The organism is Pseudonocardia alaniniphila, assembly GCF_022524485.1.
Taxonomy (GTDB): domain Bacteria; phylum Actinomycetota; class Actinomycetes; order Mycobacteriales; family Pseudonocardiaceae; genus Pseudonocardia; species Pseudonocardia alaniniphila.
Map to the genome: position 1 here is coordinate 210,958 of NZ_JAKXMK010000017.1, position 25,763 is coordinate 236,720.

Below are 25,763 nucleotides of genomic sequence, written 5' to 3' on the forward strand. Positions count from 1 at the left end.
GGAGCGCATCCCCCGTTTGCGGGCTGCGCGTCACGCGCCTAGGTTCGGATCATCCGGTGCGCAGGGTGACCGGCATCACACGATGGGCGACGTGGCCGACCTCGACCGTCGGCCGGGACGGGAGCACGAATGCGGGATCCGGTGCGTCCGGAGTCGCGACGATCACGGCGCCGACCACTCATCGCCGGGGTCTGCGCTGTGCTGGCGGCAGCCGCGGTCGCGGGGTGCGGTTCGGGATCGACCGGCCCCCCTGTTCTGAACTTCTACGGTCCCGCCGACGGCGCCACGCAGTACAGCGAGGCGGCGCAGGACTGCACCGCCCAGTCCGGAGGCCGCTACTCCGTCGTCTACAACGGGCTCGCCAAGGGCGCTGACGACCAGCGACTCCAGCTCGCACGGCGCCTGGTCGCAGGCGACCCCGAGGTCGACATCGTCGGTATCGACGTCACCTGGACCGCGGAGTTCGCGGCGGCCGGGTGGATCGAGAAGCTCCCCGAGGACGTCGCCGCGCAGGTGCGCCAGGGCACGCTCGAGGGGCCCCTGCAGACGGCCACCTACCAGGGCGCACTGTGGGCCGCGCCGCTGAACACCAACACGCAGGTGCTCTGGTACCGCAAGGATCTCTCGCCCACACCGCCCGCCACCTGGGACGAGATGATCGCCGCCTCCGAGCGGCTCGCCCAGCAGGGCCTCCCGTCCTACATCGAGGTGCAGGCCGCCCAGTACGAAGGCCTCGTGGTCTGGTTCAACACGCTGCTGGCCAGTGCCGGGGGCCAGATCGTCGACGAAGGGGGCAACGTGCTGCTCGGCCAGGGCGACGCGGCGCAGAAGGCGTTGTCGATCATGCAGCGCGTGGCATCGGCGCCCGGCTCCGACCCGTCGCTGTCGGTCAACAAGGAGAACGACGGACGGCTGGCCATGGAGGCGGGCACGGCCGCCTTCCAGGTCAACTATCCGTTCGTCTATGCCTCCATCCACACCCCGCCACCCGACGGTGGGGGCGGCGGCACCTTCATCGACGCACAGGGCAAGCCCACCACCGCCGACACCGGCCGCCGTGTGGTCGACGAGTTCGCCTGGGCCCCCTACCCGAGTGTCGATCCCGGCCGGCCGGCCAAGCCCACGATCGGTGGCATCAACCTCGCCGCCAGCACCACCGGTGAGCACCCCGATCTGGCGTTCGAGGCCATCCAGTGCCTGCGCAACCGCGACAACCAGCTGCGCAACGCCGTGGACGGCGGGGTGCCCCCCACCCTCGCCGACCTCTACACCGACCCCGCGTTCCAGGCCGAGTACCCCGCGTGGGAGGCGATCAAGAACTCGCTCGACAACGCGAGCGTCCGCCCGCTGACGCCGGGATACACGAGCATCTCGATCGTGCTCTCGGACCTGCTCAACCCGCCCGCGGCGATCGACCCGGCCACCGCCGTGCCGGAGCTCGTCGACCAGGTCCGGGGCGCGGCCAACTCCGAAGGGCTGGTGCCATGACCATCCAGAGTGGTGCTCTCGCGGCGGCCACCGAGCAGGAGACGCGCCGCCCGCAGAAACCCACCAAGGCGCAGCTGTCGGAGGGCAAGCGGGCGGAGCAGAATCTCGGGTTGCTGTTGTGCGCCCCCGCGGTGATCATCATCGTGCTGGTCGCCGCCTACCCGATCGGGTACGCGCTGTGGCTCTCGCTGCAGCGCTACGACCTGCGGTTCCCCGCCGAGCAGGCCTTCGTGGGGCTGGCCAACTATGTCACCGTCCTCACGTCCGGCTACTGGTGGCAGGCGTTCGGCGTCACCATGCTGATCACGGTGGTCTCGGTGGCGATCGAGTTCGTGCTGGGGCTCGCGCTCGCGCTGATCATGCACCGCACGCTCGTGGCCCGTGGCCTCGTGCGCACGGTCGTCCTGATCCCGTACGGGATCGTCACGGTGGTGGCGGCGTTCAGCTGGCAGTTCGCCTGGACGCCGGACAAGGGCTACCTGGCGGCCCTGCTGCCGGGCGGCAGCGCACCGCTCACCGAGTTCGGGTCGGCGCTGGCGATCGTGATCCTCGCCGAGGTCTGGAAGACCACCCCGTTCATGGCGCTGTTGCTGCTCGCAGGCCTGGCGCTCGTGCCCGACGACCTGCTCAAGGCCGCTCAGGTGGACGGCGCAGGCCCGTGGCAGCGGCTGACGCAGATCATCCTGCCGATGATGAAGCCCGCGATCCTCGTGGCGTTGCTCTTCCGCACCCTCGACGCGTTCCGGGTGTTCGACAACATCTACATCCTCACCCAGGGCTCGAACGGCACCGGATCGGTGTCGATGCTCGGCTACGACAACCTGTTCAAGGCCTTCAACCTCGGCATCGGATCGGCGATCAGCGTGCTGATCTTCATCTGTGTCGCTCTGATCGCCCTTTTGTTCATCAAGCTCTTCGGCGCCGCGGCGCCGGGCTCCGAGCCCAGCGGGAGGCGATAGAGATGGCCACCACGACGACGGGCGATCCGCGCGCGAGGGTCTGGTGGGGGATCGCGGGTTTCGTGGTCGTGCTGTACGCGCTGATCCCGGTGCTGTGGATCCTGAGCCTCTCGTTCAAGACCACCGACACGATCACCGACGGCAACTTCATCCCGCGCAGCTGGACGCTGGACAACTACGCGCAGATCTTCTCGCTCGACATCTTCACCAGGGCGCTGGTGAACTCGATCGGCATCTCGATCATCGCCACGGTGCTCGCCGTGGTGATCGGCACGATGGCGGCCTATGCCATCGCCCGACTCGACTTCCCCGGCAAGAAGGTGCTGGTCGGAGTGTCGCTGCTGATCGCGATGTTCCCGCAGATCTCGCTGGTCTCACCGCTGTTCGACATCGAGCGTGCGGTGGGGCTCTTCGACACCTGGCCCGGACTGATCCTGCCCTACATCACGTTCGCGCTGCCGCTCGCGATCTACACGCTCTCGGCGTTCTTCCGCGAGATCCCGTGGGAGCTCGAGAAGGCCGCCAAGATGGACGGTGCCACTCCGCTTCAGGCGTTTCGCTCGGTGATCGTCCCGCTGGCCGCGCCGGGCGTGTTCACCACGGCGATCCTGGTGTTCATCTTCTGCTGGAACGACTTCCTCTTCGCGATCTCGCTGACCTCGACGCTGCGGTCCCAGACCGCCACCGTGGCGATCGCCAACTTCACCGGTGCCTCGCAGTTCGCCGAGCCGACGGGGTCGATCGCGGCTGCGGCGGTGCTGCTCACCATTCCGATCATCATCTTCGTCCTGTTGTTCCAGCGGCGCATCGTCGCCGGCCTGACCTCCGGCGCAGTGAAGGGCTGAGATCTCGTGGCTGACATCGTTCTGGACCACATCACCAAGCGCTATCCCGACGGCACCGTCGCCGCGGACGACATCAACATCGAGATCGCCGACGGCGAGTTCATCATCCTGGTCGGGCCGTCCGGCTGCGGGAAGTCCACGGCGCTCAACATGATCGCCGGGCTGGAGGACATCAGCGAGGGCGAACTGCGGATCGGCGGCGAGCGCATGAACGAGCGTGCGCCCAAGGATCGCGACATCGCGATGGTCTTCCAGTCCTACGCGCTCTACCCGCACATGACCGTGCGCGAGAACATGGGCTTCCCGCTCAAGATCGCCAAGGTGGACAAGGCCGAGATCAACCGCAAGGTCGAGGAGGCAGCGAAGATCCTCGACCTCACCCAGCACCTCGACCGCAAGCCCGCCAACATGTCCGGCGGTCAGCGCCAGCGCGTGGCGATGGGTCGCGCCATCGTGCGCAACCCCAAGGCGTTCCTCATGGACGAGCCACTGTCCAATCTCGACGCCAAGCTGCGCGTGCAGATGCGCACGATGGTCTCCAAGCTCCAGCAGCGGCTGGAGACCACCACCGTGTACGTCACGCACGACCAGACCGAGGCCATGACGCTCGGCGACCGCATCGTCGTGATGCGCGGTGGGATCGTGCAGCAGGTCGGGTCACCGCAGACGCTCTACGACACGCCGGCCAACCTGTTCGTCGCGGGCTTCATCGGCTCGCCTGCCATGAACTTCCTGCCCGCGAAGCTGGAGGAGGGGTCGTTCCGCACCGCGCTGGGCGACTTCGTCCTCAGCGACGAGTTGCGCCGCACCCTCGAGGACGCCGGCTCGGCGCGCGAGGTGATCGTCGGTATCCGGCCCGAGCACTTCGAGGACGCGTCGCTGGTCGAGGACCACCAGCGCGCCCGCGGGTCGGTATTCACCGCCCAGGTCGACGTGCTGGAGTCCATGGGCTCGGACAAGTTCGCCTACTTCAGCATCGAGGGCGAGCAGGCGATGTCCGACGACCTCGCCGACCTCGCCGCCGATGCCGGCACCGCCGACGTGCCCGGCGGCGACACCGGCACGCTGGTCACCCGCCTGGCGGCCACGTCCGGCGTCCGTGAGGGCGAGCGGGCCGAGGTGTGGGTGGACACGGCCAAGATCCAGGTCTTCGACCCGTCCAGCGGGAAGAACCTGACCTCGGGCACGGGCACGGGCACGGCGCAGCCGGCGGCGAGCACGGCCGCTGCCGAGAGCACGGTCGCCTCCGACGCCGGGAGCTGAGGCCGCCACACGGCGGAGCGGCCGGCCCGGTCACTTGCCCGGGTCGGCCCGCAGCCGGTCGACCACGTCGTCGTCCCAGCGGTGCGTGCGCATCAGGCGGTAGCGCTGGCACGCCAGGTGCAGATACGCCTCAGCCTCCGTGCGGTCGCCGATGAGGTCGGCCTGCCCGAGCATCCGCACGACCGGGCGGTACTCCTCGGCGTACCAGCGGCGGGCCACGGTCTCGCGGTCGAGGTAGCGGGCCTCCTGCTGCATCAGCCGGAAGCCCCACGCCTCGACGGTCTCGCTGAGCTCGGCGTACGACCACGCGTCCGTGACGAGGATCGTGCAGAGCGCAGCGCCCGGCAGGGGAACCCGATCGAGGAAGACGCGGCGGAGGTCCTTCGTGATCAGATCACCGCGCCGCGAGATCCCGGTCGCGTCGATCGTGGTGGTCACCTCCGTGACGAACGCGTCGATCGACCGCAGTCCCAGCGCGTGCGCCACCGAGACGCGGTGGTGGCCGTCGCGCACGAAGTACAGCTCGCCCACCTTGTAGGCGTCGATCGGCGGGATCGCCTCGCCGCGCCGCTGCGCCCGTGCCAGCCGCTCCCATCGCTCCCGGGTGCGCTGCGACCGTGGCCGGAACAAGCGATCGAAGTCACGCGTCCTGTCGACGCTGCCGACGATCGCGTCCAGGGGCACGACCTGCAGACCGATTCGGCGTTCGCCGGTGCGGCCCAACGCCGCCACGACCTCGTCGAAGGGCAGGATCTCGTTGACGTCGTCCGGCTCGCGCCGCAGCCATGCCGCGAGCCGGGAGAGCACCTGCCTCCGGCGGACCCGCAGGAAGTCGTTCTCGGCGTCGGCGGTGGGGAAGCCGGTGGCGGGCATGCACGCCTCCTCACGCGGGGGTCGCTGCCGGAGCGCGGACCACGCCGGCAGCGTACGGGTCGTGGCCACGGTGGGGCCGTATGCACGAAGATGCTGAGTGTGTCCTCCTCGTCGAAGCCGAGTCCCGTAGAGCGCGGAGGTGTACCGCGCTCGTTCGACGCCCATGCCCGGTCCTACGACAAGCTCGTCGCCGCCAACCGCGGCTACCACGAGCACCTGCGGATGTCGGTGAGACGGATGGGAATTCCCAATCAAGGAGCCGGGCTGCGGCTGCTCGACCTGGGCTGCGGCACCGGCGCATCCACGGCGGCGCTTCTCGAGGGGGCACCGGAGGCCCAGATCACCGCCGTGGACGCGTCGGCCGAGATGCTCGCGCAGGCCCGCGCGAAGACCTGGCCGTCCAATGTGGAGTTCGTGCACGGCAACGTCGAGAACCTGGCGATGACCGGGATCATCGGGCCCTACGACGGCATCCTGGCGGCCTACCTGGTGCGCAACCTCGTGCACCGCGACGCCGCATTGCGCCAGTTCTACCGCCTGCTCCGACCGGGCGCGCCGATCGCCGTGCACGAGTACTCGGTGCGCGACTCGCTGCGCAGCCGTGCGGTCTGGACCGCGGTCTGCTGGGGCGTGATCATCCCGATGGGGAAGATCCGCGCGGGCTCCGCCGACCTGTACCGGTACCTGTGGCGCAGCGTCATGCAGTTCGACAGCGTGCCGGCTCTCTGCCAGCGGCTGGCCGCGGCCGGTTTCGAGGACCTGCGGGTGCAGACCGTGCCGGGCTGGCAGCAGCACATCGTGTACACGTTCCTCGGACGGCGACCCGCCGTCGACGACACGGCGATCGACGATGCCCCCGCCGCCCCATCGATCGATCCGGACGCCGCCACGCCGCCCGCAGGCATCGAGGCGACGCCGCCGGCGACGGGCGCCTGAGGCCGAAATCGGCGTGCCTCCTGCGGATCGGCATCACTAGCGTGGGGGCCGTGCATCGCATGTTCCCGATCACCCCGCCGCCCCGCTCCTAGCGGGGCCGCCTCCGCACTCGCCCCGCCGGGGCGACGTGCGCTCCACGGTCGTCCGGCCACCGGCGCCTCGCGCCGGCAACGCGCCTGGATCGGCCCCGCTTCCGCGACCCCTTCCTTCCTCTGTCGCAGGAGCGCAGCACAGTCATGCCCATCGTTCGCACCACCCCGGTTTCCGGGGTGTCCTTTCTCGTTCTCTCCGGGGTCCTCTGGGGTACCGGCGGGTTGCTCGGTCGCATGCTGGCCGACACCACAGGCCTCTCGTCGTTCGCGGTGGCGACCTACCGGCTCGGCATCGGAGGGCTGCTCATCGTCGGATACCTCCGGGTCAGCGGGCGCCCGCTGCCTCGCAGCCGCGCCGCGTGGCGGCGCATCGCCGTCACCGCTGGACTCGCGGCCCTCTTCCAGGCCGCCTACTTCACGGCCGTCACCCTGACCTCGGTCAGCCTCGCCACGCTCGTGACGATCGGCTCGTCGCCGGTGCTGGTGCTGCTGGCCCGCCGCCGCTCGGCGGGCCGGCGTCAGGTGACGGGGGTCGTTCTGGCGATGCTGGGTCTGGCCATGCTCGTCGGGCTGCCCGCAGGCCACGGCACGACGCCCGCAGGCCACGCGCTGATCGCCGTCGCGTTCGCGGTGCTCGCCGCAGCCGGCTTCAGCGCGATGACGCTCATCGCGGAGCGGCCGGTTCCGGACCTGGACGACGCGGCCACCGCCGGTCTCGCGTTCACCATCGGTGGGGCGTTGCTGGTCCCCGTCACCCTCGCCACGTCAGGCCTGTCGTTCGTGCCCGACGCCCGGTCCGTCGGCCTCCTCCTCGCGCTCTGCCTCGTCCCCACCGCGGTCGCCTACACGTGCTATTTCCGCGGGCTGCGCACCGCGCCGGCTGCACTCGGCGCGTTGATGGCACTGCTGGAACCGCTGACGGCCGCGGTGCTGGCCGCGGTCCTTCTCGGTGATCGGCTGGGTGGTTCCGGAATCGCGGGGGCGCTGCTCCTCGGGGCCGCGGTCGTGCTGGCGGGAGCAGGGAGCCGGAACCGAGCGGAGCCGCAGCGCGGCGGCGCGTGAGGCGTGCGGCGTCGCCTCGTCGCGACGGGTTGAGGTCACGCGGCGGGACGTTCAAGTGGAGTTGGCACCGCTCTGACCTGCACTTTGTGTTGTGCATGGGGTATTGACGCCCGGGTCTATCTACAGGACTCTCAGTGCGAGAGGGGGCTGTCCAGAGGGGGTCGGAACCTACGGGTTCCGGTCGGACAGCCCTCTCCGAACCGGCGCCGAACCCGTGGGTGCCGGAGTCGTCTGCACCGGGAGACCAGCGTCGCCGTCAGCGAGGGCCGAGGCCGATCGCCGCCGCACCTCCTGTGCCCCAGACGACGTCCTGGACGACGTCGCAGGCGAGGCCAGGACCCCGGACCGGCTCGATCCCAGGAGGAAGCAGCAGTGATCTTCCGCAGCCCCTATCCCGACGTGGACATCCCGGACGTCCCGCTGCACGAGTTCGTGTTCGGGCAGCTCGACCCCGCCGACGCGGACCGCCCGGCCGTGCTCGCCGCCGACACCGGGCGGGGATACACCTTCGGGGAACTCACCCGCACCGTCTCGGGAGTGGCGGCTGCCCTCGGTGAGCGGGGACTGGGACGCGGCGACGTCGCTGCGATCTTCGCCCCGAACACGCCCGACTACCCAGCGGCCTTCCACGGGGTGCTCGGGGCGGGTGCGGTGGCCTCCCCGGCCAACGCGCTCTACACGCCGGGCGAGCTCGCCCACCAGTTGCGCGACTCGGCGGCACGCATCCTGTTCACCACGCCTGAGCACCTGGACCGGGCCCGGGCGGCCGTGGTGCACGACGGCGTGCAGGTGAGCGAGATCGTCGTGTTCGGTGAAGCGACCGGGCGTCGCGGAGCGGTGCCGGAGACGTCGCTCGACGAGATGGTCGGCGGTGCCGACACCAGCCGGGCCGCCGCGGCGGTGGCGCCGGACGATCTCGCCGCCCTGCCCTACTCCTCGGGCACGACGGGACTGCCGAAGGGTGTGCAACTGACCCATCGCAACCTCGCCGTCAACCTGCTGCAGTCGGATCCGATCGGCCGGATCGGGCCCTGCGCACGTCTGCTCGCGGTGGTGCCGCTGTCGCACAGTTACGGGATCACCGCGATCATGAACCAAGGGCTGCGGCACCGAGCCCTCGTCGTCACCGTGCCACGGTTCGACTTGGCGGCGTTCCTCCAGGCGATCGCCGAGCACCGCATCGACCACATCCACGTGGTTCCGCCGATCATGCTCGCGCTCGCGCGCAGCCCGCTCGTCGACTCCTACGACCTGAGCAGCCTCGACATCGTCGTCTCGGCCGCCGCGCCGCTCGACCGGGACCTCGCGGGTGCGGTCGCCGACCGGCTGGGTGTCACCGTCCTGCAGGGCTACGGCATGACCGAGTCCAGTCCCTGCACACACGGCATTCCCGTGGACCGGCCGGACATCGACCGCGGGAGCATCGGCGTGGTGATGCCGAACGTCGAGGCCAGGGTCGTCGACCTGATGACGGGCACGGACGTCGCGGCGGGCGAGCCGGGCGAGCTGATCTGCCGTGGCCCGAACATCATGCGCGGCTACCGCAACGATCCCGAGGCCACGGCGGCCACGGTGGATGCGGACGGGTACCTGCACACGGGGGATGTGGTGACGGTCTCCGAGGACGGCGTGTTCCACGTAGTCGACCGGGTCAAGGAGCTCATCAAGTACAAGGGCTACCAGGTCGCGCCCGCGGAGCTGGAGGCTCTCCTGCTCAGGCACGAGGGGATCGCGGACGCGGCGGTGGTCGGCCTGCCCGGCCCGGACGGCGAGGAGCGGCCCAAGGCGTTCGTCGTCCGCCGGGAGTGCGCGGAGCAGCTCCCACCGGAGAAGTTCGCCGAGGACGTGATGACCTTCGTCGCCTGCCGTGTGGCGCCCTACAAGAAGGTGCGCGCGGTCGAGTTCGTCGACCTCATCCCGAGGTCCGCGGCGGGCAAGATCCTTCGGAAGGCGCTCCGCGCCGCTTCCCGCGGGTCCGAGTAGCGAATCAGCTGCGCGCCCGCAGCGTGTAGCGGCGTTCGGCATAGGCGATGTCGTCGCGCCAGAGCCGGCGGGCGGCCACGGAGATGAGCGGGCGAAGCGCCCCGAAGACGTGGCGTGCGTGGCCGAACCCGGGACGGTCGGAGTGGGCGACCACGGCCTCGATCACGGCGGTACGGGGGAGCCCGTCGGCATCCGGCCGCAACGGTGTCGCGTGCGTCTCGACGACGCTACCGGCGCCCTCGCCGTCGACGATCTCCATCGTGATCGTCCGCGCGTCAGGGCAGCTGAACTCCGCGCGCACCGGAACACCGAGTCGCTTGCCCACCGTGAACGTCACTTCGACGAGGAAACGGTCCTCGGCAGGCGGAGCGTCGAGCGGCGGCGCGCTGAGCACGCGCAACGCCGTGAAGGAGTACGGGTGGAGCCACGCCCCGTGCCACGGGTCGAGCCGGTTGGCGATGACGTCCTCCGGCTCGCACCGGCCGATCACGGTGGCCACGGCGGCGAGCCCCTGGTCGGCAGGACGGGGGCCGAGCACAGGGGCGTCCGACGGGTGATCGTCGGGGCCGAGAGTGTCGTCCAGGCGCACCCAGGCGAGGACGCCGTCGTCGTGGGCCGGTGCGGGTCGCCAGCCGGGCCGTCCGGACGCGCCCAGTGCAAGCCCGTGCCAGCGGCAGACGAGCCGCCCCTCGTGCACGGGGGCGTCACACAGCGGGGCTCCCAGGTGCGGGCAGGCTCCCGGTCCGACGTGCAGTGCTCCCGCGTCGTCGCGCCACGCCACGAGCTCGCGACCGGCGACGAACCGGCCGAACGCGCGCCCCGGACGGATCTCACGGCTGCCGGCGAGCACGAACCACCCGCCGGGCGAACGGCGCTGCGCCCGCTGCAGCGCGGCAGCGATGAGCCCGGGCGCCGCGTCGCTCCACGTCGGCCGCTGCTCGGCCCACGGGGGGCGGTGCAGCCGGCGCAGCGGGTTGACGGAACGGTGCTCGTTCACCGCCTCAGGCTAGGACGGGCAGGCCGAGCCCGCCGGTCGATCGCCCGGCCCGGTCGAGTGGTGGGTGTGTGGTGGTCTCACAGCCATTCGTTGCGGCGGAACACCCGGAAGAGCCCCAGACAGGTGAAGCCGATCACGAGCAGCACGAGCGGGTAGCCGAAGCGCCAGTGCAGCTCGGGCATGAACTCGAAGTTCATCCCGTAGATGCCGGCGATCATCGTGGGCACCGAGATCATGGCGGCGTAGGCGGTGATCTTGCGCATGTCGTTGTTCTGCCGCATGGTGATCTTCGCCAGCGCCGCGTCGACGAGCGTGGTGAGCAGCTCGTTGAAGCCCGCGATCCGCTCCGTGACCGTGACCATGTGGTCGTCTACATCACGGAAGTAGGACCGCACGTCGTGCGGCACGAGTGAGCTGTAGCCCTCGGTCAGCTTCCGCACCGGCGCCCCCAGCGGCACGACGGCGCGCCGCAGTTCGAGCACCTCGCGCTTCATGACGTAGATCTGCTCGGAGTCGACCGCCGATCGGGGTTCGAAGACCTCGGTCTCGAGCTCCTCGATGTCGGTCTCGATCGCCTCCGTGACCTCGAGGTAGGCATCGACGATGTGGTCGGCGATCGCGTGCAGCACCGCGGCGGGCCCGAGCGCCAGCTGCTCGGGATCGGCCTCCAGCTGTGCGCGCACGTCGCTCAGGGACGAGTGCTCGCCGTGGCGCACCGTGATCACGAAGTCGGGCCCGAGGAAGACCATCACCTCGCCCGTCTCGACGATCTCGTGCTCCGGTGAGTGCTGCGGTGTGTAACAGACCGTCTTGAGCACCATGAAGAGCATGTCGTCGTAGCGCTCCAGCTTCGGGCGCTGGTGGGCGTGCACGGCGTCCTCGACGGCGAGCTCGTGCAGGCCGAAGACGTCGGCGATGCCGGTGATCTGCTCCTCGTCGGGCTCGTGCAGGCCGATCCAGACGAAGGCGTTGTCGCGGATGCGGACCTCGTCGAGCGCACGTTCGTGCGTCCAGCGGCCGGGGAGGCGCTTGCCGTCGACGTAGACGGCACAGTCGACGACGTAGGCCGAGATCGGGACGTGCAGCTTGGGCAGCAGCGACTCGCCGCCCTTCACGGACGACAGACGGCCGGCCGCACGGATGGCGGGCCGCAGTGAGGACAAGGGCGGCACGAGGTACCTCCGGGAAGTTCGGGACGCGCGTGCATTGCTCGTACGCGCGGGCGTGGAGCGTGCGTCCCGACCGGGGTGACCGTCAGCAGGTCGCCATGTCGGGAACGCGGCGACTACTACAACCGGGTGCCGTCGGCACCGCGCTCACCTCCTGGTCCTCTGCTAGCCGGTGGTGGTGACCGTCCGCGCCTCGACCCTTCGGGTCGACGGGGGGCTCGCGGCCGGCCGTACGGCTAGATTACTCCCGTACTGATATCGACAACGGAGGCGGCGGCGTTGCAGTTCGGTCGGTACTACGAGGAGTTCGAGGTCGGGGCCGTGTACAAGCACTGGCCGGGCAAGACGGTCACCGAGTACGACGACCACCTTTTCTGCCTGCTGACGATGAACCACCACCCGCTGCACCTGGACGCGAACTACGCCGAGGAGACGACGGAGTTCAAGCGCAACGTCGTGGTCGGCAACTACATCTACTCGCTGCTGCTGGGCATGTCTGTGCCCGACGTCTCAGGCAAGGCGATCGCCAACCTCGAGGTGGAGTCGCTCAAGCACACCCGCCCGACGTTCCACGGCGACACGATCTACGGCGAGACCGAGGTGCTGGGCAAGACGGAGTCGCGGTCGAAGGACGATCGCGGCGTCGTCCACGTCGAGACCAGGGGTTACAAGCAGGACGGCACGGTCGTCTGCACGTTCCGGCGCAAGGTGATGGTGCCGAAGCGCTCCTACGGCGAGGCGCGCGGCGGGGAGCAGCCGGGACGGCCGGATCCGCAGACCTGAGTGCCGGGCAGAAAAGTCAGCGGGGCAGAACTCCCCATTCGGCCAGTGTCTCCATGAGCAGCTCGGCCAGCGGCAGTTCGGCGAACGTCGCGGCGTCGCACCACCGGGCGTCGAGCGCGTCGTCTCCGGCTCGTAGCTCGCCGCCGACCACGGTGCAGAGGTAGTCGGCGATCGAGTAGCGGCCCCGCTGCACCCGGCCGACGAGTGTTCCTGGACACACTACGAGCCCGGTCTCCTCCGCCATCTCACGCACGAGCGCGGCGGCGTCATCCTCTCCGGGCTCGACCCGGCCACCAGGGAGGGACCACAACCCACGTCCTGGCTCGTTACGCCGCTGGATCAGCAGCAGCCTGCCATCGGCGTCAAAAGTCAAGCCCCCCACACAGGGGATTTCTTCACCTTCTCGGGTCATCGCCATCGACCATACGGCCCCGCGTGCCGGATACCCTGGGACACGCGGGTGCGGTACAAATCAGTGGCAACCGGTCCTTCTACGCCAGAACGGTGGGTGTGGTGAACCTCAAGAAGATCGTCGGGTTCCTGGTGATCGCGTTGGTCGTCTTCTATATCTTCACCCAGCCGGATAACGCTGCCGGTTCGCTGGAGAGCATCGGTACCACCCTCCGTAACGGTGCGGATGCGTGCATCCGCTTCTTCGACCGGCTCGTCCAGTAGTCCGATGCTCGCCCCCCGTGAGATCGACGAGTACCTGCTCCCGACCGAACGTCGGGTCATCCGTGTGCGGCAGCACTGGGCCTTCATGTGGAAGCCCGTCACCCAGACCGCACTGTTCCTCGTCGCGATGGTCGTGCTGGAGCGCTTCCTGCCCGACAGCGTGCTCATCGACAACCTGACGTTCTACCTGGCACTCGTGGCGGTGCTGCGGTTCACGGTGCTCACCATCCTGTGGTGGATCGAGCGCATCGTGATCACCGACAAGCGCGTGATGCTCGCCCAGGGCATCGTCGTGCACAGCGTCGGCATGATGCCGCTCGGCAAGGTCACCGACCTCACCTTCGAGCGCTCGCTCGGCGGCCGGATCATGGGTTACGGCACTCTGATCGTCGAGTCCGCGGGTCAGATCCAGGCGCTCAACCGCATCGACTACATGCCTCGCCCCGAGGAGGTCTACGAGGCGCTCTCCGAGCTGGTGTTCGGCGAGAAGGGCAAGACGCGGGCCACGGGCATGCTGTCCCGACCGCGGGGCTGGCGGCGGTAGCCAGCGGGTTAGCCTCGGGCGTGGCCAGCCTTCGCATCGACCTGCACACCCACTCGACAGCCTCCGACGGCACGGACAGCCCTGCGGGGCTCGTCACGGCCGCGGCGGCCGGGGGTGTCGACGTCGTGGCGATCACCGATCACGACACCACAGGGGGCTGGGCGGAGGCGGCAGCCGCCCTACCCAAGGGGTTGACGCTGGTACGCGGGGCAGAGTTCTCGTGCATCAGCCCAACCGGCCGGGGCGACCGTGACGTGTCGGTGCACCTCCTCGGCTACCTCTTCGACCCGGAGCACCCCGCGATCGTCGCCGAGCAGACCCGTCTGCGGGCGGAGCGCGTCGAGCGGCTCCGCAAGATGATCGAGAAGATGGCCGCCGACGGCTACCCGGTCGACGTCGAGACGGTGTTCGCGCTGCTGCCCACCGGTGCCAGCGCCGGACGGCCGCACCTGGCGCGCGCACTCGTCACGGCCGGCGTGGTGGAGTCGGTGAACGAGGCGTTCGCGACGCTGCTCTACAACGGGAGCCCCTACTACGCGCCCAAGGCCGACACCCCGATCCGTACCGCGATCGCGATGGTGCGAGCCGCGGGCGGCGTCACGGTGTTCGCGCACCCGCTTGCCCGCAAGCGTGGACGGGTGGTGGAGCCGTCGGTGCTCGTCGAGCTGTCGGCCGTCGGGCTCACCGGCGTCGAGGTGGATCATCCCGACCATGCGCACGAGGACCGCGACCTCCTACGCGGCCTCGCCGCCGACACCGGGCTCGTGCCCACCGGCTCCAGCGACTACCACGGCACCAACAAGACCATCCCGATCGGCGCCGAGACCACCGGCGAGGACGCCTTCGCGACCTTGACGTCCCTGGCCACCGGGGCCGAGATCCTCACCGGCTGACCGCGCTGGGCGAGGAGAGGTTTACGGTGCTCGGCGTGAACGGCGGTGTGCAGCTCGGGTTCGACTTCGCGGCCACCCGGCTCGTGCGGGTGACGCCGTCGCGCCTCGCCACCTGGCGCGACTGCCCCCGCCGGTATCGGATGACCTATCTCGACCGCCCGTCCCCGCCCCGGGGCGGCGCGTGGGCGAACAACACGCTCGGTGCCGTCGTGCACCTGGCGTTGCGGGCGCTGTTCGCGCTGCCGGCGGCCGAGCGCACGCCGCGGGTGGCGGCGGCGCTCGTCAGCCGCCACTGGACGAGCGAGGGCTTCCGCGATGCCGCCCAGGCCGCGGAGTACCGCAGCCGCGCCAAGGACTGGGTCGCCGACTACGCCGCCCAGCACGGATCCGACCCGGACGGTGCTCCGGTCGGGCTGGAGCAGTGGGTGTCGGTCGCGACCGACCGGATCGTCGCCGAGGGGCGGGTCGACCGCATCGACCGTCGCGGAGCGGAGTTGGTGGTCGTCGACTACAAGACGGGCCGGCGCACCCCCACCGACGAGGAGGCCAGGTCCTCGCAGGCGCTCGCGCTCTACGCCGTCGCCACCGAACGCACCTTGCGCAGCCCGTGCACGCAGGTGGAACTGCACCATCTGCCCAGTGGCCAGGTGCTGACCTGGCGGCACGACGCCGCCTCGCTCGGCGAGCACGTCCGAAAGGCCGAGGAGACGGCGGGAGAGCTCGCCGCCGCCACCGATGAGCTCACCGCCGGCGGCGACGCCGAGGCGCTCTTCCCGCCCCGCCCGGCGCCCCGGTGCGGCACGTGCGACATGCGACGCAACTGCCCCGAGGGCCGGGCCGCCGCGACGGAGCCGGAGCCGTGGGCTCTCCTCGCGCCGTGAACACCCGCGCCGGGCGGCTGCTGCGCGGGTTGTCCGGGCTGCTCGCCGGCGGGCTCGTCGTCCTGGCGGTGGCACTGGGCGTCGCCTGGTACGTCGCGGATCAGGCCGGGTCGTTGGGGCCCGGCGCGCAGACGCTCGTATGGCACTCCGTCGCGGCCGTCGCCGCCGTGCTCGCCCAGCGGTACGCGGACCGTCACCGGGACGTGGGAGGTGCGCTCGCCGCCTGCGCGGTGATCGTGATCGCCGCGGTGCTGCTGACCGTCGAGTGGCTCGCCTGACCCGTCGCTCGTCGTCGGAGCAGGTCAGCCGGTGGGGCGCAGGGCGACGACCTCGGCGCCGCGCTGCTCGATCAGCATCTCGCCTGCGGTGGAGAGCCGGACGGGTGCCGCTCGATCGTCGCGGCTGACAGGGATCGTGCGCAGCACGGCGCCACTCCCGGCGTCGAGCACCAGGAGCCCGGCCGGGGAGGGCACGAGGAGGCCGCCCCCGTACGGCTGAGCGGGCCCCAGCGTGCCGTCGACCGTCCACAACGGGGTCAGGTCGCTGCCGTTCAGAGCGATCGTGCGGGAGCCCGTCCACCAGTAGACGCGGTCATCCTGCCCGTCCGTGCCGTTGGTGGTGCCCTGGGTGGTGCCGATCGTCGCGGTCGGGGCGGTGGCGTCGGCCGTGAGGTCGGCGTCCGGGACGGCGAGGGGGATCAGGCCGACCTGCACTCCGGCGGCGTCGAGCACGAGCAGGCGCGGAGGGCCCGGCAGAGCGACCGCCGCCCGGCCTTCCGACAGCGCCACCAGCGTCGCTCCGGCGGTGGGAAGCGGCATGGAGTACTGCACCTGTGGGGTCTCCGCGCCGTCCTGACCGTCGGCGGTGAGCACGGTGAGCCGATCGGTCGATTCCCCCGGGCAGCGCTCGATCACGCCGATACGGCCGAAGGCGACCGCGGCCGAGCCGTAGGTGCAGTCCGGCCGCGGCTGCCGGGCCGGCTGCGCGGGAGTGACGACGTGGCCGTACTCCAGGGTGCGTACGAGGTCGCTGCGCCAGACCTCGAGGTAGTCGGTGCCCGTGCCGAGCACGTAGGTGCGGTCGGCCAGCAGCCTCGTGCCCGGCTTCAGGTCGGGGTTGCTCGCGCCGATGCGCGTGCCGGTCTCGGGGCTCAGCGCGGTGAGCTCGCTGCACCAGCCCGTGTTGCTGTCGTAGAGCGCGAGGACCCGTCCCGTCCTGCCCTCGGGGAACCCGGAGCCGACCGTGCAGAGCCGACGGTTGCGGGTGTAGCTCCAGCTCTCGGCCCCGGTGGTCGCCGTACGGCCGACGACCTCGGAGCCGTCGGCCGTGATCACGGCCGGACCCGCCACGACGGGATGGTCGGTGGCGCCGCTGGGCGCCTTCCACGCCTCCGTGAAGCCGGCCGGCACGCCGATCGCCGGTGGCGGAGGCGCGATCGGGGTGGCGGCCGGCACGTCGGTGGTGCCTGCGACGCCGCTGGTGCGCCACACGACGACCCCGGCGACGACGAGCACCAGAGCCAGCACCGCCGCCGCCACGACGTCGCCGCGGCGACGCCGCTCGGGCGGCAGGCGCACCCGTTGCGGCTGCGGTGACCGCAGCCGCCCCCTGGGCTGGAGAGGCACCTGGGCGCCGGTCAGCTGGCCGCGGCGGTGTCCGCTGCCGATGTCTCACCGCCGTCGGCGTTGTCGCGACGGCGGGCACCGCCACGCCGACGGCGACGGCGCGGGCGGTCGTTCTCGTTGCGCGGACCGGCGGCGTTGTCCGGGCCGGTGCCCGACGGCTGGGTGGTGGCGGTCTCGGTGGCGGTGCCTGCCTCGGCGGCGGTCTCGGTGGCGGAGTCGCTGCCACCGATCGTGACACCGGCCCTGCTGCGGGTGCGGACGCGGCGCGGACGCGGCGCCTCGGCCACGGCGTCGCCTGCTGGGCCGGACCGCCCGCGGCCACGGGAGCGGTCGTTGCGCTTCCGGCTGCCGTGGTGGTCGCCCTCGGTGTCGACGTACTCGGCGTCCAGCCCGGCGCGGGTGCGCTTGGAGCGGGGCAGCCGACCCGTGGCACTGGTCGGGATGGTGAGGTCGGAGTACAGGTGGTCGGACGTCGAGTAGGTCTCGACGGGCTCCGGCATGTCGAGGGCGAGCTCGTCGCTGATGAGCTTCCAGCGCGGGATCTCGTCCCAGTCGACCAGCGTGACCGCCACGCCCTCCTTGCCGGCGCGGCCGGTGCGGCCGATCCGGTGCACGTAGGTCTTGGAGTCCTCCGGGCACTGGTAGTTGACCACGTGCGTGACATCGGAGACGTCGATACCGCGCGCCGCGACGTCGGTGGCCACCAGCACGTCGACCTTGCCGGAGCGGAACGCGCGGAGTGCCTGCTCACGCGCTCCCTGGCCCAGGTCACCGTGGACGGCCGCGGCTGCGAAGCCGCGCTCCGCCAGGTCGTCGGCCACGCGCTGCACCGTGCGCTTGGTGCGCGCGAAGATCATGGTGAGACCGCGCTCGTCGGCCTGGAGCACGCGCGTGAGCAGCTCGACCTTGTCCATCGCGTGGGCGCGGTAGACCAGCTGCCGCGTGCGCTCGTGGATGGAGCCCTGGTCGGCCTCCTCCGCCCGGATGTGCGTGGGCCGGTGCAGGAACGCCCGCGACAGGGCGATGATCGGGCCGGGCATGGTGGCGGAGAACAGCATGGTGTGCCGCTTCTCGGGCAGCATCCGCATGATGCGCTCGACGTCGGGCAGGAAGCCCAGGTCCAGCATCTCGTCGGCTTCGTCGAGCACGAGCGCGTTGACGCGTCCGAGCACGAGGTGGCGCTGTTCGGCCAGGTCGAGCAGGCGGCCGGGCGTGCCGACCACGACGTCGACGCCCTTGCGCAGGGCGGCCAGCTGCGGCTCGTAGGCACGGCCGCCGTAGATCGCGGTGACGCGCACGCCGAGGTGCTTGCCGGCGTCGGCGATGTCCTTGGCGACCTGCACGCACAGCTCGCGCGTCGGCACCACGACGAGCGCCTGGGGCACGTCCTTCGTGCGGTCGGCGGCCTCTCCGTCGGCGTCCGCCGCGGGCTGCTCAGCAGGCGGGACGAGGCGCTGCAGGAGCGGAACTCCGAATCCGAGCGTCTTGCCCATCCCGGTGCGGGCCTGGCCGATGATGTCGTCGCCTGCGAGCGCGAGTGGGAGCGTGAGCTCCTGGATGGCGAACGTGCGCTCGATGCCTGCCTCGGCCAGCGCTCGCACGATCTCCGGGCGCACCCCGAGCTCGGCGAACGTGGGGGAGTCGGGTCGAACGGGCGCGCCGGCCCGGAGCGGGTGCGCGTCGACGACCTCGTCGACGGCGGCTTCTGTGGAGTTCTCTGTGGAGTTCTCGGGGGACTCGCCGGATGTGTCGTTCTGAACGGTCAGGATGATCGCCTCTCTCCGCGCACAGAAGCCGGGGCCGGCTCATCGACCGTCGGCTGCGCTGCTCCGTGCGGGTCACAGCGCGCACTGACGGGAGAACCGACGAGGCGCTGCACGCACCAGGTCGTTGCGGCTCCGCTGCTGCTCCCCGTGAAATGGGAGCTGCGGTCGGTGGGCCGCGGCTAGACGCGCACCCATCTGGGCGCTGCGCTGCTGACATCTTACCGGGTACCCGTCGCGGGGGGCAGTCCGGCGCGCCGACCGGTAACGGTGACGTACACCGCCCGATGGAGGCGCTTGACCTCTAGGCTCAGCGCATGGTGACTGCGCGGGCGACGGAACCTGCCGGAGCGGGGCAGGCGACGATCGACCTGCTCGGCGTGCTGGCCTACGGCGAGCTCTCCGCGTTCGACCGGTTGGCCGAGGACGCCCGCACCGCGCCGACGCTCAGTGGGCGGGCCGCGCTGTCGGCCATGGCGGCCGCGGAGATCGGACACTTCCGGATGCTCGAGGAGCACCTACGCGGGCTCGACGTACCGATCGACGACGCCATGCGGCCCTTCGTGGCGCAGTGGGACGCCTACCACGCGTCCACCGCACCCCGCACGTGGCTCGAGTCGCTGGTCAAGGCCTACCTCGGCGACGGGCTCGCGGCCGACTTCTACCGCGAGATCGGCGGTTGGCTCCCCGGACCCACAGGGGAGCTGGTGCAGCAGGTCCTGGCCGACACCGGGCACAGTGCGTTCGCCGAGCGGGAGGTCAGGGCGGCGTGCGCAAGCAGCAGGCAGGTGCACGACCGGCTCGCCCTCTGGGGCAGGCGGTTGCTCGGGGAGGCCGTCACGCAGGCGCAGAGCATCGTCGCCGAACGCGACGAGCTCGCCGAGTTCATCGTCACCGGCTCCGGTGATCTCTCCGGCCTCGCCGCACTGCTGCGGCGGCTGCAGTTCAACCACGGCAAGCGGATGGCCAAGCTCGGGCTGAACTAGCGTCCTCCGCCCTCGTTCGCCGAGGGCGGAGCGCCCGTGGCGGCTCGTGCCTGATTGCTGCACTAGCCTTGGCCAGGCCAGTTCGACAACGTGACCAGGAGGTCAACCGGTGGAGGTCAAGATCGGCATCGCGGAGAGCGCGCGCGAGCTCGTGGTGTCCAGCGACCAGACGCCGGACGAGGTCCAGGCTCTGGTCGACGACGCGCTGAAGAGTGACGACGGGCTCCTGCGGCTCGTCGACGACAAGGGCCGCCGTTACCTGGTGCGCTCCTCGCAGATCGCCTACGTCGAGATCGCGCCCGCCACCGCTGGGCGCGTGGGCTTCGCGATCGGCTGAGCCGCCGCGACCGGCCGCGCGCTCTACCTCGGGCTCGCGGCCGAGTCAGTCCTCGTCGAGGGGCGGCTCGTCGAGCGGAAACGGGGGAGTGCCCAGCCCCGTCACCCGGTAGCGACCCCACGGATCGACGTCGCCGATCCGGGCGGCGGCCCGGCGCTCGTCCCCGACACGCAGTTCGATGCGGCTCGTCGCAGTGGTGAGTGCTCTGTGCAGCTCAGGGTCGGCCGCGGCGTCGAGCGCGGCCCTTCCGAACCAGTGCAGGCGGCCGTCCTGCGGCTCGTGCCGAGCGTCGAGCACCACCTGCACCGGCAGGTCACGCCCGTCGACGCTGAGTATCGCGTGCCCGCGGTAGCCCTCGTCGTGGTCGTCAGCCACGGCGTCCTCCGTGATCGCGTTCGTCGTCCACCCGCGGGATCAGCCGGAGTGACGACGGCGCGTCGGACGCCGTACCGAGCACGCCGGACACCCCACCCCAGATCAGGGTGGTCAGATAGTCGGTGAGGGCGCGCCGGCTCATCGTGCGCCGCTCGAGCCACCAGTCACCTGCGCTCTGCACCATCCCCACGAGGCCCTGCGCCCACGCCTCCGCCCCGCCGGAATCCAGGCCGAGGCCGCGCAGCCGCTCCCCGAGGAGCGCGGTCAGCATCCGCGCGATCTGCTCACGTGCGTCATCGACGACCTCGGCACCCGGCGCCCGTTCGATCGGGTGATGGACGACGAACCGCCAGAGCTCGGGCTCGTCCTCGATGCCGGCGAGGAACGCGTCGACGACCCCGCGGATCAGTTCGACGGGCTCGCGATCCGGGTCCAGCTCCGGGGCCATCCTCGCCATCAGGCGCGCGGCCGCCTCCTGGCCGACGGCGCGCTGCAGATCGGCGCGATCGGTGAAGTGCCGGTAGAGCACGGGTTTCGTGATTCCCGCCTGTGCCGCGATCTCGGCGACGGAGACGCCGGGCCCGAGCGTGCGGACGGCGTCGATCGCTGCCGCGACCATCTCCGCACGTCGTTCGGCACGGCGCAACTGCCGGTCCGGCCGGGGTGCGCGCTTGACAGCGGGCTCGTTGCGAGGCACCGTACCAGTGGTAACAGTTACCGCCGGTAACAGCAACCGCCGAGGGGGCACGATGGCCGCTACCGGGACGTCAGCGAGCGCGGGGCCGGGCATCGGCGCAGGCGACCGGGTGATCGTCACCGGTGCCGCGGGGGGCCTGGCCTCCCCGGCGGTCGCCCGCCTGCGCGAGCAGGGTGTGCAGGTCATCGGGCTCGACGTGATCGGCGACGAGCACACCATCGCCTGCGACATCACCGACGACGCCGCTGTCTCGCGGGCCGTAGCGGAGGCCGCGCAACGACTCGGCGGCCTCGATGCCGTGGTGCACTTCGCCGGCATCGGCATCCCGAACGACGCGGGCGCGTCCCTCGTCCCCGACGCCCTCCGCGTGATCGACGTCAACCTGCTCGGCGCCTGGCGGGTCACAGCGGCCGCGCTGTCAGCCCTGCTCGACGGGCGCGCCGCACGTGGCGGCCGTAAGGGCCGGGTCGTCTTCGTCGCCAGCGAGCTGGCCTACCTGACGCTGCCGTTCGTGTCCGCCTACAGCGTGGCCAAGCGGGGGATGACGGCCTACGCCGACGCGCTGCGGCTCGAGTACGGCAGCGACCTGCACGTCACCACCGTCTGCCCCGGCTACGTCCGCACCCCGATCCATGACGCGGGCCGGCAGGTCGGCCTGGCGCTGGAGGGTCAGGTGCGCCGCGAGGAGGTCGAGGACGTCGTGGCCACCGTGCTGCGGGCGCTCACTGCGGCCAGGCCGCGGCGGGAGACCGCATGCACCCCCGGTGGGGCCGTCGAGCTGTGGGTCGGGCGGCACCTGCCGGGCCTCCTCGGGTCCGCCGTCGCCCGGCGGATTCGCGGGCGCGCCGCCGCGGGCCACTTCGACGGCTCGCCGGTCGCCGCGGGTCTCGTGCGCAGGCTGACCGACCGCATGAACGGGCCCGCCACCAGCACCGACACCACCGCCCCGGCCACCGAGAGGAGCGCGTCGTGAACGTGAAAGCCCGCAGCGACCGGGAGGCCACCGCCGAGCGGTTGCTCCGCTCGTCGCTGGACCACTCGTACGAGCCGGGCATCGACATCGACTGGGATGCCCCGCTCGTCGACGGAGCGTGGGGCATCCCGCCGCACCGGGTGTCGCTCTACGGCACCGGGCTGTGGGAAGGCCTCAGCGAGGAGCAGCGGCGCACCCTCTCGGTGCACGAGCTGTGCAGCATCGCCCGCATCGGCATCTGGTTCGAGATGATCCTCATGCAGATGCTGCTGCGGTACTCCTACGACCGCGACCCGCGCCGCCGGCACATCCAGTACGCGCTCGTCGAGATCGCCGACGAGTGCAGGCACTCCGTGATGTTCGCGAAGATGGCCGAGCGCTACGGCGTGCCCGACTACGCGCCCCGCCGCCTCACCCACGAGCTCGGCAGGCTGTTCAAGACGGTCGCCACCGGGCCCGCGATGTTCGCGGGCACCCTGTTCGTCGAGGAGATCCTCGACCAGCTGCAACGCGAGGCCATGCGCGACGACACGGTGCAGCCGCTGACCCGGATGGTCAACAAGATCCACGTGACCGAGGAGGCGCGGCACGTCCGCTACGCCCGCGAGGAGCTCATGCGGATCATGCCGCACACGAACGCTGCGCAACGCGCCCTCGCCCGCTACCTCTCCGCCCGGGTCGCCTTCGTCGTCGCCCGCAACCTGATCCACCGCGACGTCTACCTGTCCGTGGGAATCGACCCGGGCATCGGGCGCGAGGTCGCACTACAGAACCCACACCATCAGGCGATGTTGCGCTGGTCAGCCCGCAAACTGGTGCCGTTCCTGCGGGAGCAAGGCATCATCGGTGGGCCTACGGAAGCTCTCTGGCGGAAGGCGCATCTGCTCTGATGTCCATACGGCGATCCGTACCGGCAGCCGACGGCGCGGTCCTGAACGTCGAACTCGACGGTCCGGCCGACGCGCCCATCACCGTCGTTCTCGCCCACGGCTGGACGCTGGACGTCCGCCTATGGGGACCGGTCGCCCGCTTGCTGATCCAGGGGCCGGGCCCGGTCCGGGTCGTCCGCTACGACCACCGGGGCCACGGATGGTCCGCCGCCGTGGACCCGGCCTCGATGACCATCGAGCAGCTCGCGGACGACCTCGCCGCCGTGATCGCCGCGGTCGCACCGAACGGTCCGCTGGTGCTCGCGGGCCACTCGATGGGCGGCATGACGCTGATGGCGCTGGCCGAGCGGCATCCGTCCATTGTGGATCGCGCCGCCGGGATCGCGATGGTGTCCACCGCCAGCGGCGGTCTTGCCGGCCGTGTGCCCGGCATCCCGTTTCCGGCGAGGACGTTCTGGCGTCCGCTGGAGGAGCGGCTGTACGCGTCACGTCCGTGGTGCACGCGGCCGCGGCTGGGCCACCGCCGGCTGCTCGCGCCCGCGCTGCGCCGGCTGCTGCTGGGGCCCGACGCGAGCCCTGAGGCCCGGCGGATCACCAGCGAGATGATCGCCGCCTGCCGCCCGCTCACGATGTCCGGCTTCCGGCCCACCCTGGAGGCCCACGAGCGGGACGCCGCCCTGGAGGCGTTCGCGCCGATCCCGACGGCGGTGCTCGTGGGGGCCCGGGACCGGCTCACGCCGGTGGCGGCCACCCGGCGCATCGCGGCCGCGCTGCCTTCGGCCGGGCTGACGATCTTCCCCGAGGCGGGCCACATGCTGCCCGTCGAGCGGGCTGCCGGGGTGGCCGGCCGGATCAGGGCGCTGGCGGCAGGGGCGGTGCCGGCCGCCCACTGAGCTGCCGCACCCCGCTCACCTGCGTGTTCGCTGTGGGCGAAGGTTTTCGCCCGCCGTGAAGAAACGACCGCGGGACCGAGCCCCGCCGTTAGCGTCCGCCGCCATGACCACTTCGAACGGAGCACTCACCCTCGACGACTCGGTGTACGACCGGCTTCTGCACGAACGGATCGTGCTGCTCCGCGGCGAGATCGACGACGCGGTCGCCACGAGGGTCGTCGCCCAGCTCCTGCTGCTCGCCGCCGAGGACCCGACCGAGGACATCACGCTCTACATCAACTCGCCAGGAGGCTCGGTCTTCGCGGGCCTGGCGGTCTACGACACGATGCACGCCATCGAGCCCGACGTGTCCACTGTGGCGACAGGCATGGCCGCCTCGATGGGACAGTTCCTGCTCACCGCGGGCGCCCCCGGCAAGCGTCTCGCCCTTCCACACGCCGACGTGATGATGCACCAGCCGTCGGGCGGCGCGGGCGGCACCGAGTCCGACATCGTGATCCGGGCCGGGATGCTGACCGTCCTCAAGCGCCGGATCGCCGAACTCACAGCCCGGCACAGCGGCCAGCCCCTCGAGCGGGTCGAGGCGGACTTCGACCGCGACCGATGGTTCACCGCGCGGGAGGCAGCCGACTACGGCCTCATCGACCGCGTGATCACCCGGCACTGAGCCCGCGAGGGCGCGGGTGGGCGACTCTCGGGCTCCGGGGCGACACGCTACGGAAGGGGCGATTCGCGGACGGGGGCGACTCGGGCACTGGAACGGCGGCTCTCGGGACCGGGGCGACCTGGGCACGCGAGGCCGGCCACTCCGGCAATGGGATGCGGGTCCGCGCTGAGGGCGAGGTGTCCGGGGTTGATCATCGCTTCGGGGCTGCGGACGGCGCCATGCACGGCTGGCGGGTCCGAGTCGTTGATCACGGGCGCTCCAGGTTCGGGGGCGGAGGGCGTCGCGGCTTGGGCGCTTGATCATCGCTTCGGGACTGCGGACGGTGCCCTGCGCTACTGGCGGGTCCGAGTCGTTGATCACGGGCGCTCCAGGCCGTCGGGGCCGGCTGGCGGCGCGGCTTCGGCGTTTGATCATCACTCCGGTACCGCCGACGACGGCCCGCGCTGCCGCCGGGCCCGAAGCGTCGATCATGGACGCTCGACGGCCCTGCGGGAGCCAACCCGCGGCCGGGTCCCAGGCCGGGGCCGGCGGGCGGGGGTGCCCTGGTCGATGATCATCGTTCTGGGGTCGGGGACGGCGTCATAAGCCGCTGCCGGGCCCCAAATGTCGATCATGGGCGGTCGACGGCCCCGCGGGAGCCGACCCGCGATCGGGTCCCAGGTCGGGGGTCGGCGGGCGGGGGTGCCCTGGTCGATGATCATCGTTTCGGGGTCGGGGACGGCGTCATATCCCGCCCCCGGGCCCCAAACGTCGATCATGGACGGTAGGCGGCCCCTCGGGAGCCAACCCGTGGCCACGAGGATCGTCGCCGGTGCGGGACCGCGATCCGGGCCCTGAGTCGCCGCCCGGCCGAACCGGTGACCATGGCTGGCGCCAGCTGTTCGAGGGCTGGTCGGGTGTGCGGCTCCATGATCATTGTTTGGGCACCTGGGACCGTGCGGTGCGCGGCTGCCGGGTCCGAGTCGTTGATCTTGGGTCCCCGGTTCCCGGTTCCCGGTTCCCGGTTCCCGGTTCCCGGTTCCCGGTTCCCGGTTCCTGGTTCCTGGTTCCTGGTTCCTGGTTCCTGGTTCCTGGTTCCTGGTTCCTGGTTCCTGGTTCCTGGTTCCTGGTTCCT

The 25,763-nt window shown here is 71.2% G+C and carries 27 protein-coding genes; 19 read left to right on the plus strand and 8 right to left on the minus strand.

Annotated elements, in window-relative coordinates; genetic code table 11:
- Positions 1-129 precede the first annotated feature (129 nt).
- From MMF94_RS21240 to MMF94_RS21255, 4 genes are read left to right on the plus strand one after another with little or no spacing between them, the layout of a single operon-like run.
- A complete protein-coding gene (locus MMF94_RS21240) occupies positions 130-1,488 on the plus strand; it encodes an ABC transporter substrate-binding protein (protein WP_241038856.1) in 1,359 nt (452 codons plus the stop codon).
- Positions 1,485-2,447 (plus strand): carbohydrate ABC transporter permease, encoded by a 963-nt coding sequence (locus MMF94_RS21245; RefSeq protein ID WP_241038857.1) that lies wholly within the window; start codon positions 1,485-1,487, stop codon positions 2,445-2,447. Before MMF94_RS21240 ends, MMF94_RS21245 begins: the two co-directional genes overlap by 4 nt.
- Positions 2,444-3,292: a carbohydrate ABC transporter permease gene (locus tag MMF94_RS21250; RefSeq protein WP_379660237.1), complete on the plus strand. Its 849-nt coding sequence runs from the start codon at positions 2,444-2,446 to the stop codon at positions 3,290-3,292. The genes MMF94_RS21245 and MMF94_RS21250 overlap by 4 nt, the downstream gene beginning before the upstream one ends.
- Before the next feature lie 6 nt (positions 3,293-3,298).
- A complete protein-coding gene (locus MMF94_RS21255) occupies positions 3,299-4,555 on the plus strand; it encodes an ABC transporter ATP-binding protein (RefSeq protein WP_241038859.1) in 1,257 nt (418 codons plus the stop codon).
- Positions 4,556-4,585: 30 nt separating this feature from the next.
- On the opposite strand, the gene MMF94_RS21260 is transcribed toward MMF94_RS21255, so the two are convergent.
- Positions 4,586-5,428: a ParB N-terminal domain-containing protein gene (locus MMF94_RS21260; RefSeq protein WP_241038860.1), complete on the minus strand. Its 843-nt coding sequence runs from the start codon at positions 5,426-5,428 to the stop codon at positions 4,586-4,588.
- A 99-nt stretch (positions 5,429-5,527) separates the two neighbouring features.
- Here MMF94_RS21260 and MMF94_RS21265 point away from each other — a divergent pair, with 99 nt between their 5' ends.
- From MMF94_RS21265 to MMF94_RS21275, 3 genes are all read left to right on the plus strand, one after another.
- Positions 5,528-6,364 (plus strand): class I SAM-dependent methyltransferase, encoded by an 837-nt coding sequence (locus MMF94_RS21265; protein ID WP_241038861.1) that lies wholly within the window; start codon positions 5,528-5,530, stop codon positions 6,362-6,364.
- Between the two features lie 236 nt (positions 6,365-6,600).
- The gene (locus MMF94_RS21270) at positions 6,601-7,518 is read left to right on the plus strand and encodes a DMT family transporter (protein ID WP_241038862.1); all 918 of its coding nucleotides are present in this window, start codon (positions 6,601-6,603) and stop codon (positions 7,516-7,518) included.
- A 372-nt stretch (positions 7,519-7,890) separates the two neighbouring features.
- On the plus strand, positions 7,891-9,501 hold the full coding sequence (locus MMF94_RS21275; protein ID WP_241038863.1) for an AMP-binding protein: 1,611 nt from the start codon (positions 7,891-7,893) through the stop codon (positions 9,499-9,501).
- 4 nt (positions 9,502-9,505) lie between these two features.
- Here the strand turns inward: MMF94_RS21275 and MMF94_RS21280 are convergent, their stop codons facing one another.
- Positions 9,506-10,498, minus strand: a complete 993-nt coding sequence (locus tag MMF94_RS21280) for a Rieske (2Fe-2S) protein (RefSeq protein WP_241038864.1) — start codon at positions 10,496-10,498, stop codon at positions 9,506-9,508.
- Between the two features lie 77 nt (positions 10,499-10,575).
- Positions 10,576-11,670, minus strand: coding sequence for a magnesium/cobalt transporter CorA (gene corA / locus MMF94_RS21285; protein ID WP_379660232.1), 1,095 nt, complete (start codon positions 11,668-11,670; stop codon positions 10,576-10,578).
- Positions 11,671-11,946: 276 nt separating this feature from the next.
- On the opposite strand from corA, the gene MMF94_RS21290 reads away from it, so the two are divergent.
- The gene (locus MMF94_RS21290) at positions 11,947-12,450 is read left to right on the plus strand and encodes a MaoC family dehydratase (protein WP_241038865.1); all 504 of its coding nucleotides are present in this window, start codon (positions 11,947-11,949) and stop codon (positions 12,448-12,450) included.
- Between the two features lie 16 nt (positions 12,451-12,466).
- Here MMF94_RS21290 and MMF94_RS21295 read toward each other — a convergent pair whose 3' ends face one another.
- The gene (locus tag MMF94_RS21295; protein ID WP_241038866.1) at positions 12,467-12,862 is read right to left on the minus strand and encodes an NUDIX hydrolase; all 396 of its coding nucleotides are present in this window, start codon (positions 12,860-12,862) and stop codon (positions 12,467-12,469) included.
- Positions 12,863-12,885: 23 nt separating this feature from the next.
- On the opposite strand from MMF94_RS21295, the gene MMF94_RS21300 reads away from it, so the two are divergent.
- The 5 genes from MMF94_RS21300 to MMF94_RS21320 are packed head-to-tail and all read left to right on the plus strand — an operon-like array spanning position 12,886 to position 15,721.
- Entirely contained in the window at positions 12,886-13,125 is a 240-nt protein-coding gene (locus MMF94_RS21300) for a hypothetical protein (RefSeq protein ID WP_241038867.1), read from the plus strand.
- A 4-nt stretch (positions 13,126-13,129) separates the two neighbouring features.
- Positions 13,130-13,669 carry a PH domain-containing protein gene (locus MMF94_RS21305; RefSeq protein ID WP_241038868.1) on the plus strand — a complete coding sequence of 180 codons (540 nt, stop codon included), beginning with the start codon at positions 13,130-13,132 and terminating at the stop codon, positions 13,667-13,669.
- A gap of 20 nt (positions 13,670-13,689) precedes the next feature.
- Positions 13,690-14,562, plus strand: a complete 873-nt coding sequence (locus MMF94_RS21310; protein WP_241038869.1) for a PHP domain-containing protein — start codon at positions 13,690-13,692, stop codon at positions 14,560-14,562.
- A gap of 35 nt (positions 14,563-14,597) precedes the next feature.
- Complete coding sequence (locus MMF94_RS21315; RefSeq protein WP_241038870.1) at positions 14,598-15,443, plus strand: RecB family exonuclease; 846 nt, start codon at positions 14,598-14,600, stop codon at positions 15,441-15,443.
- On the plus strand, positions 15,440-15,721 hold the full coding sequence (locus MMF94_RS21320) for a hypothetical protein (RefSeq protein ID WP_241038871.1): 282 nt from the start codon (positions 15,440-15,442) through the stop codon (positions 15,719-15,721). The genes MMF94_RS21315 and MMF94_RS21320 overlap by 4 nt, the downstream gene beginning before the upstream one ends.
- A 24-nt stretch (positions 15,722-15,745) precedes the next feature.
- Here the strand turns inward: MMF94_RS21320 and MMF94_RS21325 are convergent, their stop codons facing one another.
- Together MMF94_RS21325 and MMF94_RS21330 are read right to left on the minus strand one after the other, a co-directional pair.
- Positions 15,746-17,068, minus strand: coding sequence for an Rv3212 family protein (locus tag MMF94_RS21325; protein ID WP_241038872.1), 1,323 nt, complete (start codon positions 17,066-17,068; stop codon positions 15,746-15,748).
- A gap of 11 nt (positions 17,069-17,079) precedes the next feature.
- Positions 17,080-18,837 carry a DEAD/DEAH box helicase gene (locus MMF94_RS21330; RefSeq protein WP_379660238.1) on the minus strand — a complete coding sequence of 586 codons (1,758 nt, stop codon included), beginning with the start codon at positions 18,835-18,837 and terminating at the stop codon, positions 17,080-17,082.
- Positions 18,838-19,148: 311 nt separating this feature from the next.
- Here MMF94_RS21330 and MMF94_RS21335 point away from each other — a divergent pair, with 311 nt between their 5' ends.
- Both MMF94_RS21335 and MMF94_RS21340 read left to right on the plus strand, forming a co-directional pair.
- Positions 19,149-19,817: a ferritin-like fold-containing protein gene (locus MMF94_RS21335; protein WP_241038873.1), complete on the plus strand. Its 669-nt coding sequence runs from the start codon at positions 19,149-19,151 to the stop codon at positions 19,815-19,817.
- A gap of 109 nt (positions 19,818-19,926) precedes the next feature.
- Entirely contained in the window at positions 19,927-20,154 is a 228-nt protein-coding gene (locus MMF94_RS21340; protein ID WP_241038874.1) for a DUF3107 domain-containing protein, read from the plus strand.
- A gap of 45 nt (positions 20,155-20,199) precedes the next feature.
- Here the strand turns inward: MMF94_RS21340 and MMF94_RS21345 are convergent, their stop codons facing one another.
- On the minus strand, positions 20,200-20,529 hold the full coding sequence (locus MMF94_RS21345; RefSeq protein WP_241038875.1) for a DUF4873 domain-containing protein: 330 nt from the start codon (positions 20,527-20,529) through the stop codon (positions 20,200-20,202).
- The gene (locus tag MMF94_RS21350) at positions 20,522-21,226 is read right to left on the minus strand and encodes a TetR family transcriptional regulator (protein WP_241038876.1); all 705 of its coding nucleotides are present in this window, start codon (positions 21,224-21,226) and stop codon (positions 20,522-20,524) included. Before MMF94_RS21350 ends, MMF94_RS21345 begins: the two co-directional genes overlap by 8 nt.
- 52 nt (positions 21,227-21,278) lie before the next feature.
- Between MMF94_RS21350 and MMF94_RS21355 the strand changes: the two genes are divergently transcribed.
- From MMF94_RS21355 to MMF94_RS21370, 4 genes are all read left to right on the plus strand, one after another.
- A complete protein-coding gene (locus MMF94_RS21355; protein ID WP_241038877.1) occupies positions 21,279-22,199 on the plus strand; it encodes an SDR family NAD(P)-dependent oxidoreductase in 921 nt (306 codons plus the stop codon).
- Complete coding sequence (locus tag MMF94_RS21360; protein ID WP_241038878.1) at positions 22,196-23,089, plus strand: AurF N-oxygenase family protein; 894 nt, start codon at positions 22,196-22,198, stop codon at positions 23,087-23,089. The genes MMF94_RS21355 and MMF94_RS21360 overlap by 4 nt, the downstream gene beginning before the upstream one ends.
- Positions 23,089-23,982: an alpha/beta fold hydrolase gene (locus MMF94_RS21365; RefSeq protein WP_241038879.1), complete on the plus strand. Its 894-nt coding sequence runs from the start codon at positions 23,089-23,091 to the stop codon at positions 23,980-23,982. Before MMF94_RS21360 ends, MMF94_RS21365 begins: the two co-directional genes overlap by 1 nt.
- A gap of 103 nt (positions 23,983-24,085) precedes the next feature.
- The gene (locus tag MMF94_RS21370; protein ID WP_241038880.1) at positions 24,086-24,649 is read left to right on the plus strand and encodes an ATP-dependent Clp protease proteolytic subunit; all 564 of its coding nucleotides are present in this window, start codon (positions 24,086-24,088) and stop codon (positions 24,647-24,649) included.
- Positions 24,650-25,763 lie beyond the last annotated feature (1,114 nt).

Bases quoted from the DNA above. Each gene is read 5' to 3' on its own strand.
- MMF94_RS21240 (WP_241038856.1), top strand. From the start codon at position 130: ATGCGGGATCCGGTGCGTCCGGAGTCGCGACGATCACGGCGCCGACCA.
- MMF94_RS21245 (WP_241038857.1), top strand. From the start codon at position 1,485: ATGACCATCCAGAGTGGTGCTCTCGCGGCGGCCACCGAGCAGGAGACG.
- MMF94_RS21260 (WP_241038860.1), bottom strand. From the start codon at position 5,428: ATGCCCGCCACCGGCTTCCCCACCGCCGACGCCGAGAACGACTTCCTG.
- MMF94_RS21270 (WP_241038862.1), top strand. From the start codon at position 6,601: ATGCCCATCGTTCGCACCACCCCGGTTTCCGGGGTGTCCTTTCTCGTT.
- MMF94_RS21295 (WP_241038866.1), bottom strand. From the start codon at position 12,862: ATGACCCGAGAAGGTGAAGAAATCCCCTGTGTGGGGGGCTTGACTTTT.
- MMF94_RS21305 (WP_241038868.1), top strand. From the start codon at position 13,130: ATGCTCGCCCCCCGTGAGATCGACGAGTACCTGCTCCCGACCGAACGT.
- MMF94_RS21335 (WP_241038873.1), top strand. From the start codon at position 19,149: ATGGTGACTGCGCGGGCGACGGAACCTGCCGGAGCGGGGCAGGCGACG.
- MMF94_RS21355 (WP_241038877.1), top strand. From the start codon at position 21,279: ATGGCCGCTACCGGGACGTCAGCGAGCGCGGGGCCGGGCATCGGCGCA.
- MMF94_RS21365 (WP_241038879.1), top strand. From the start codon at position 23,089: ATGTCCATACGGCGATCCGTACCGGCAGCCGACGGCGCGGTCCTGAAC.
- MMF94_RS21370 (WP_241038880.1), top strand. From the start codon at position 24,086: ATGACCACTTCGAACGGAGCACTCACCCTCGACGACTCGGTGTACGAC.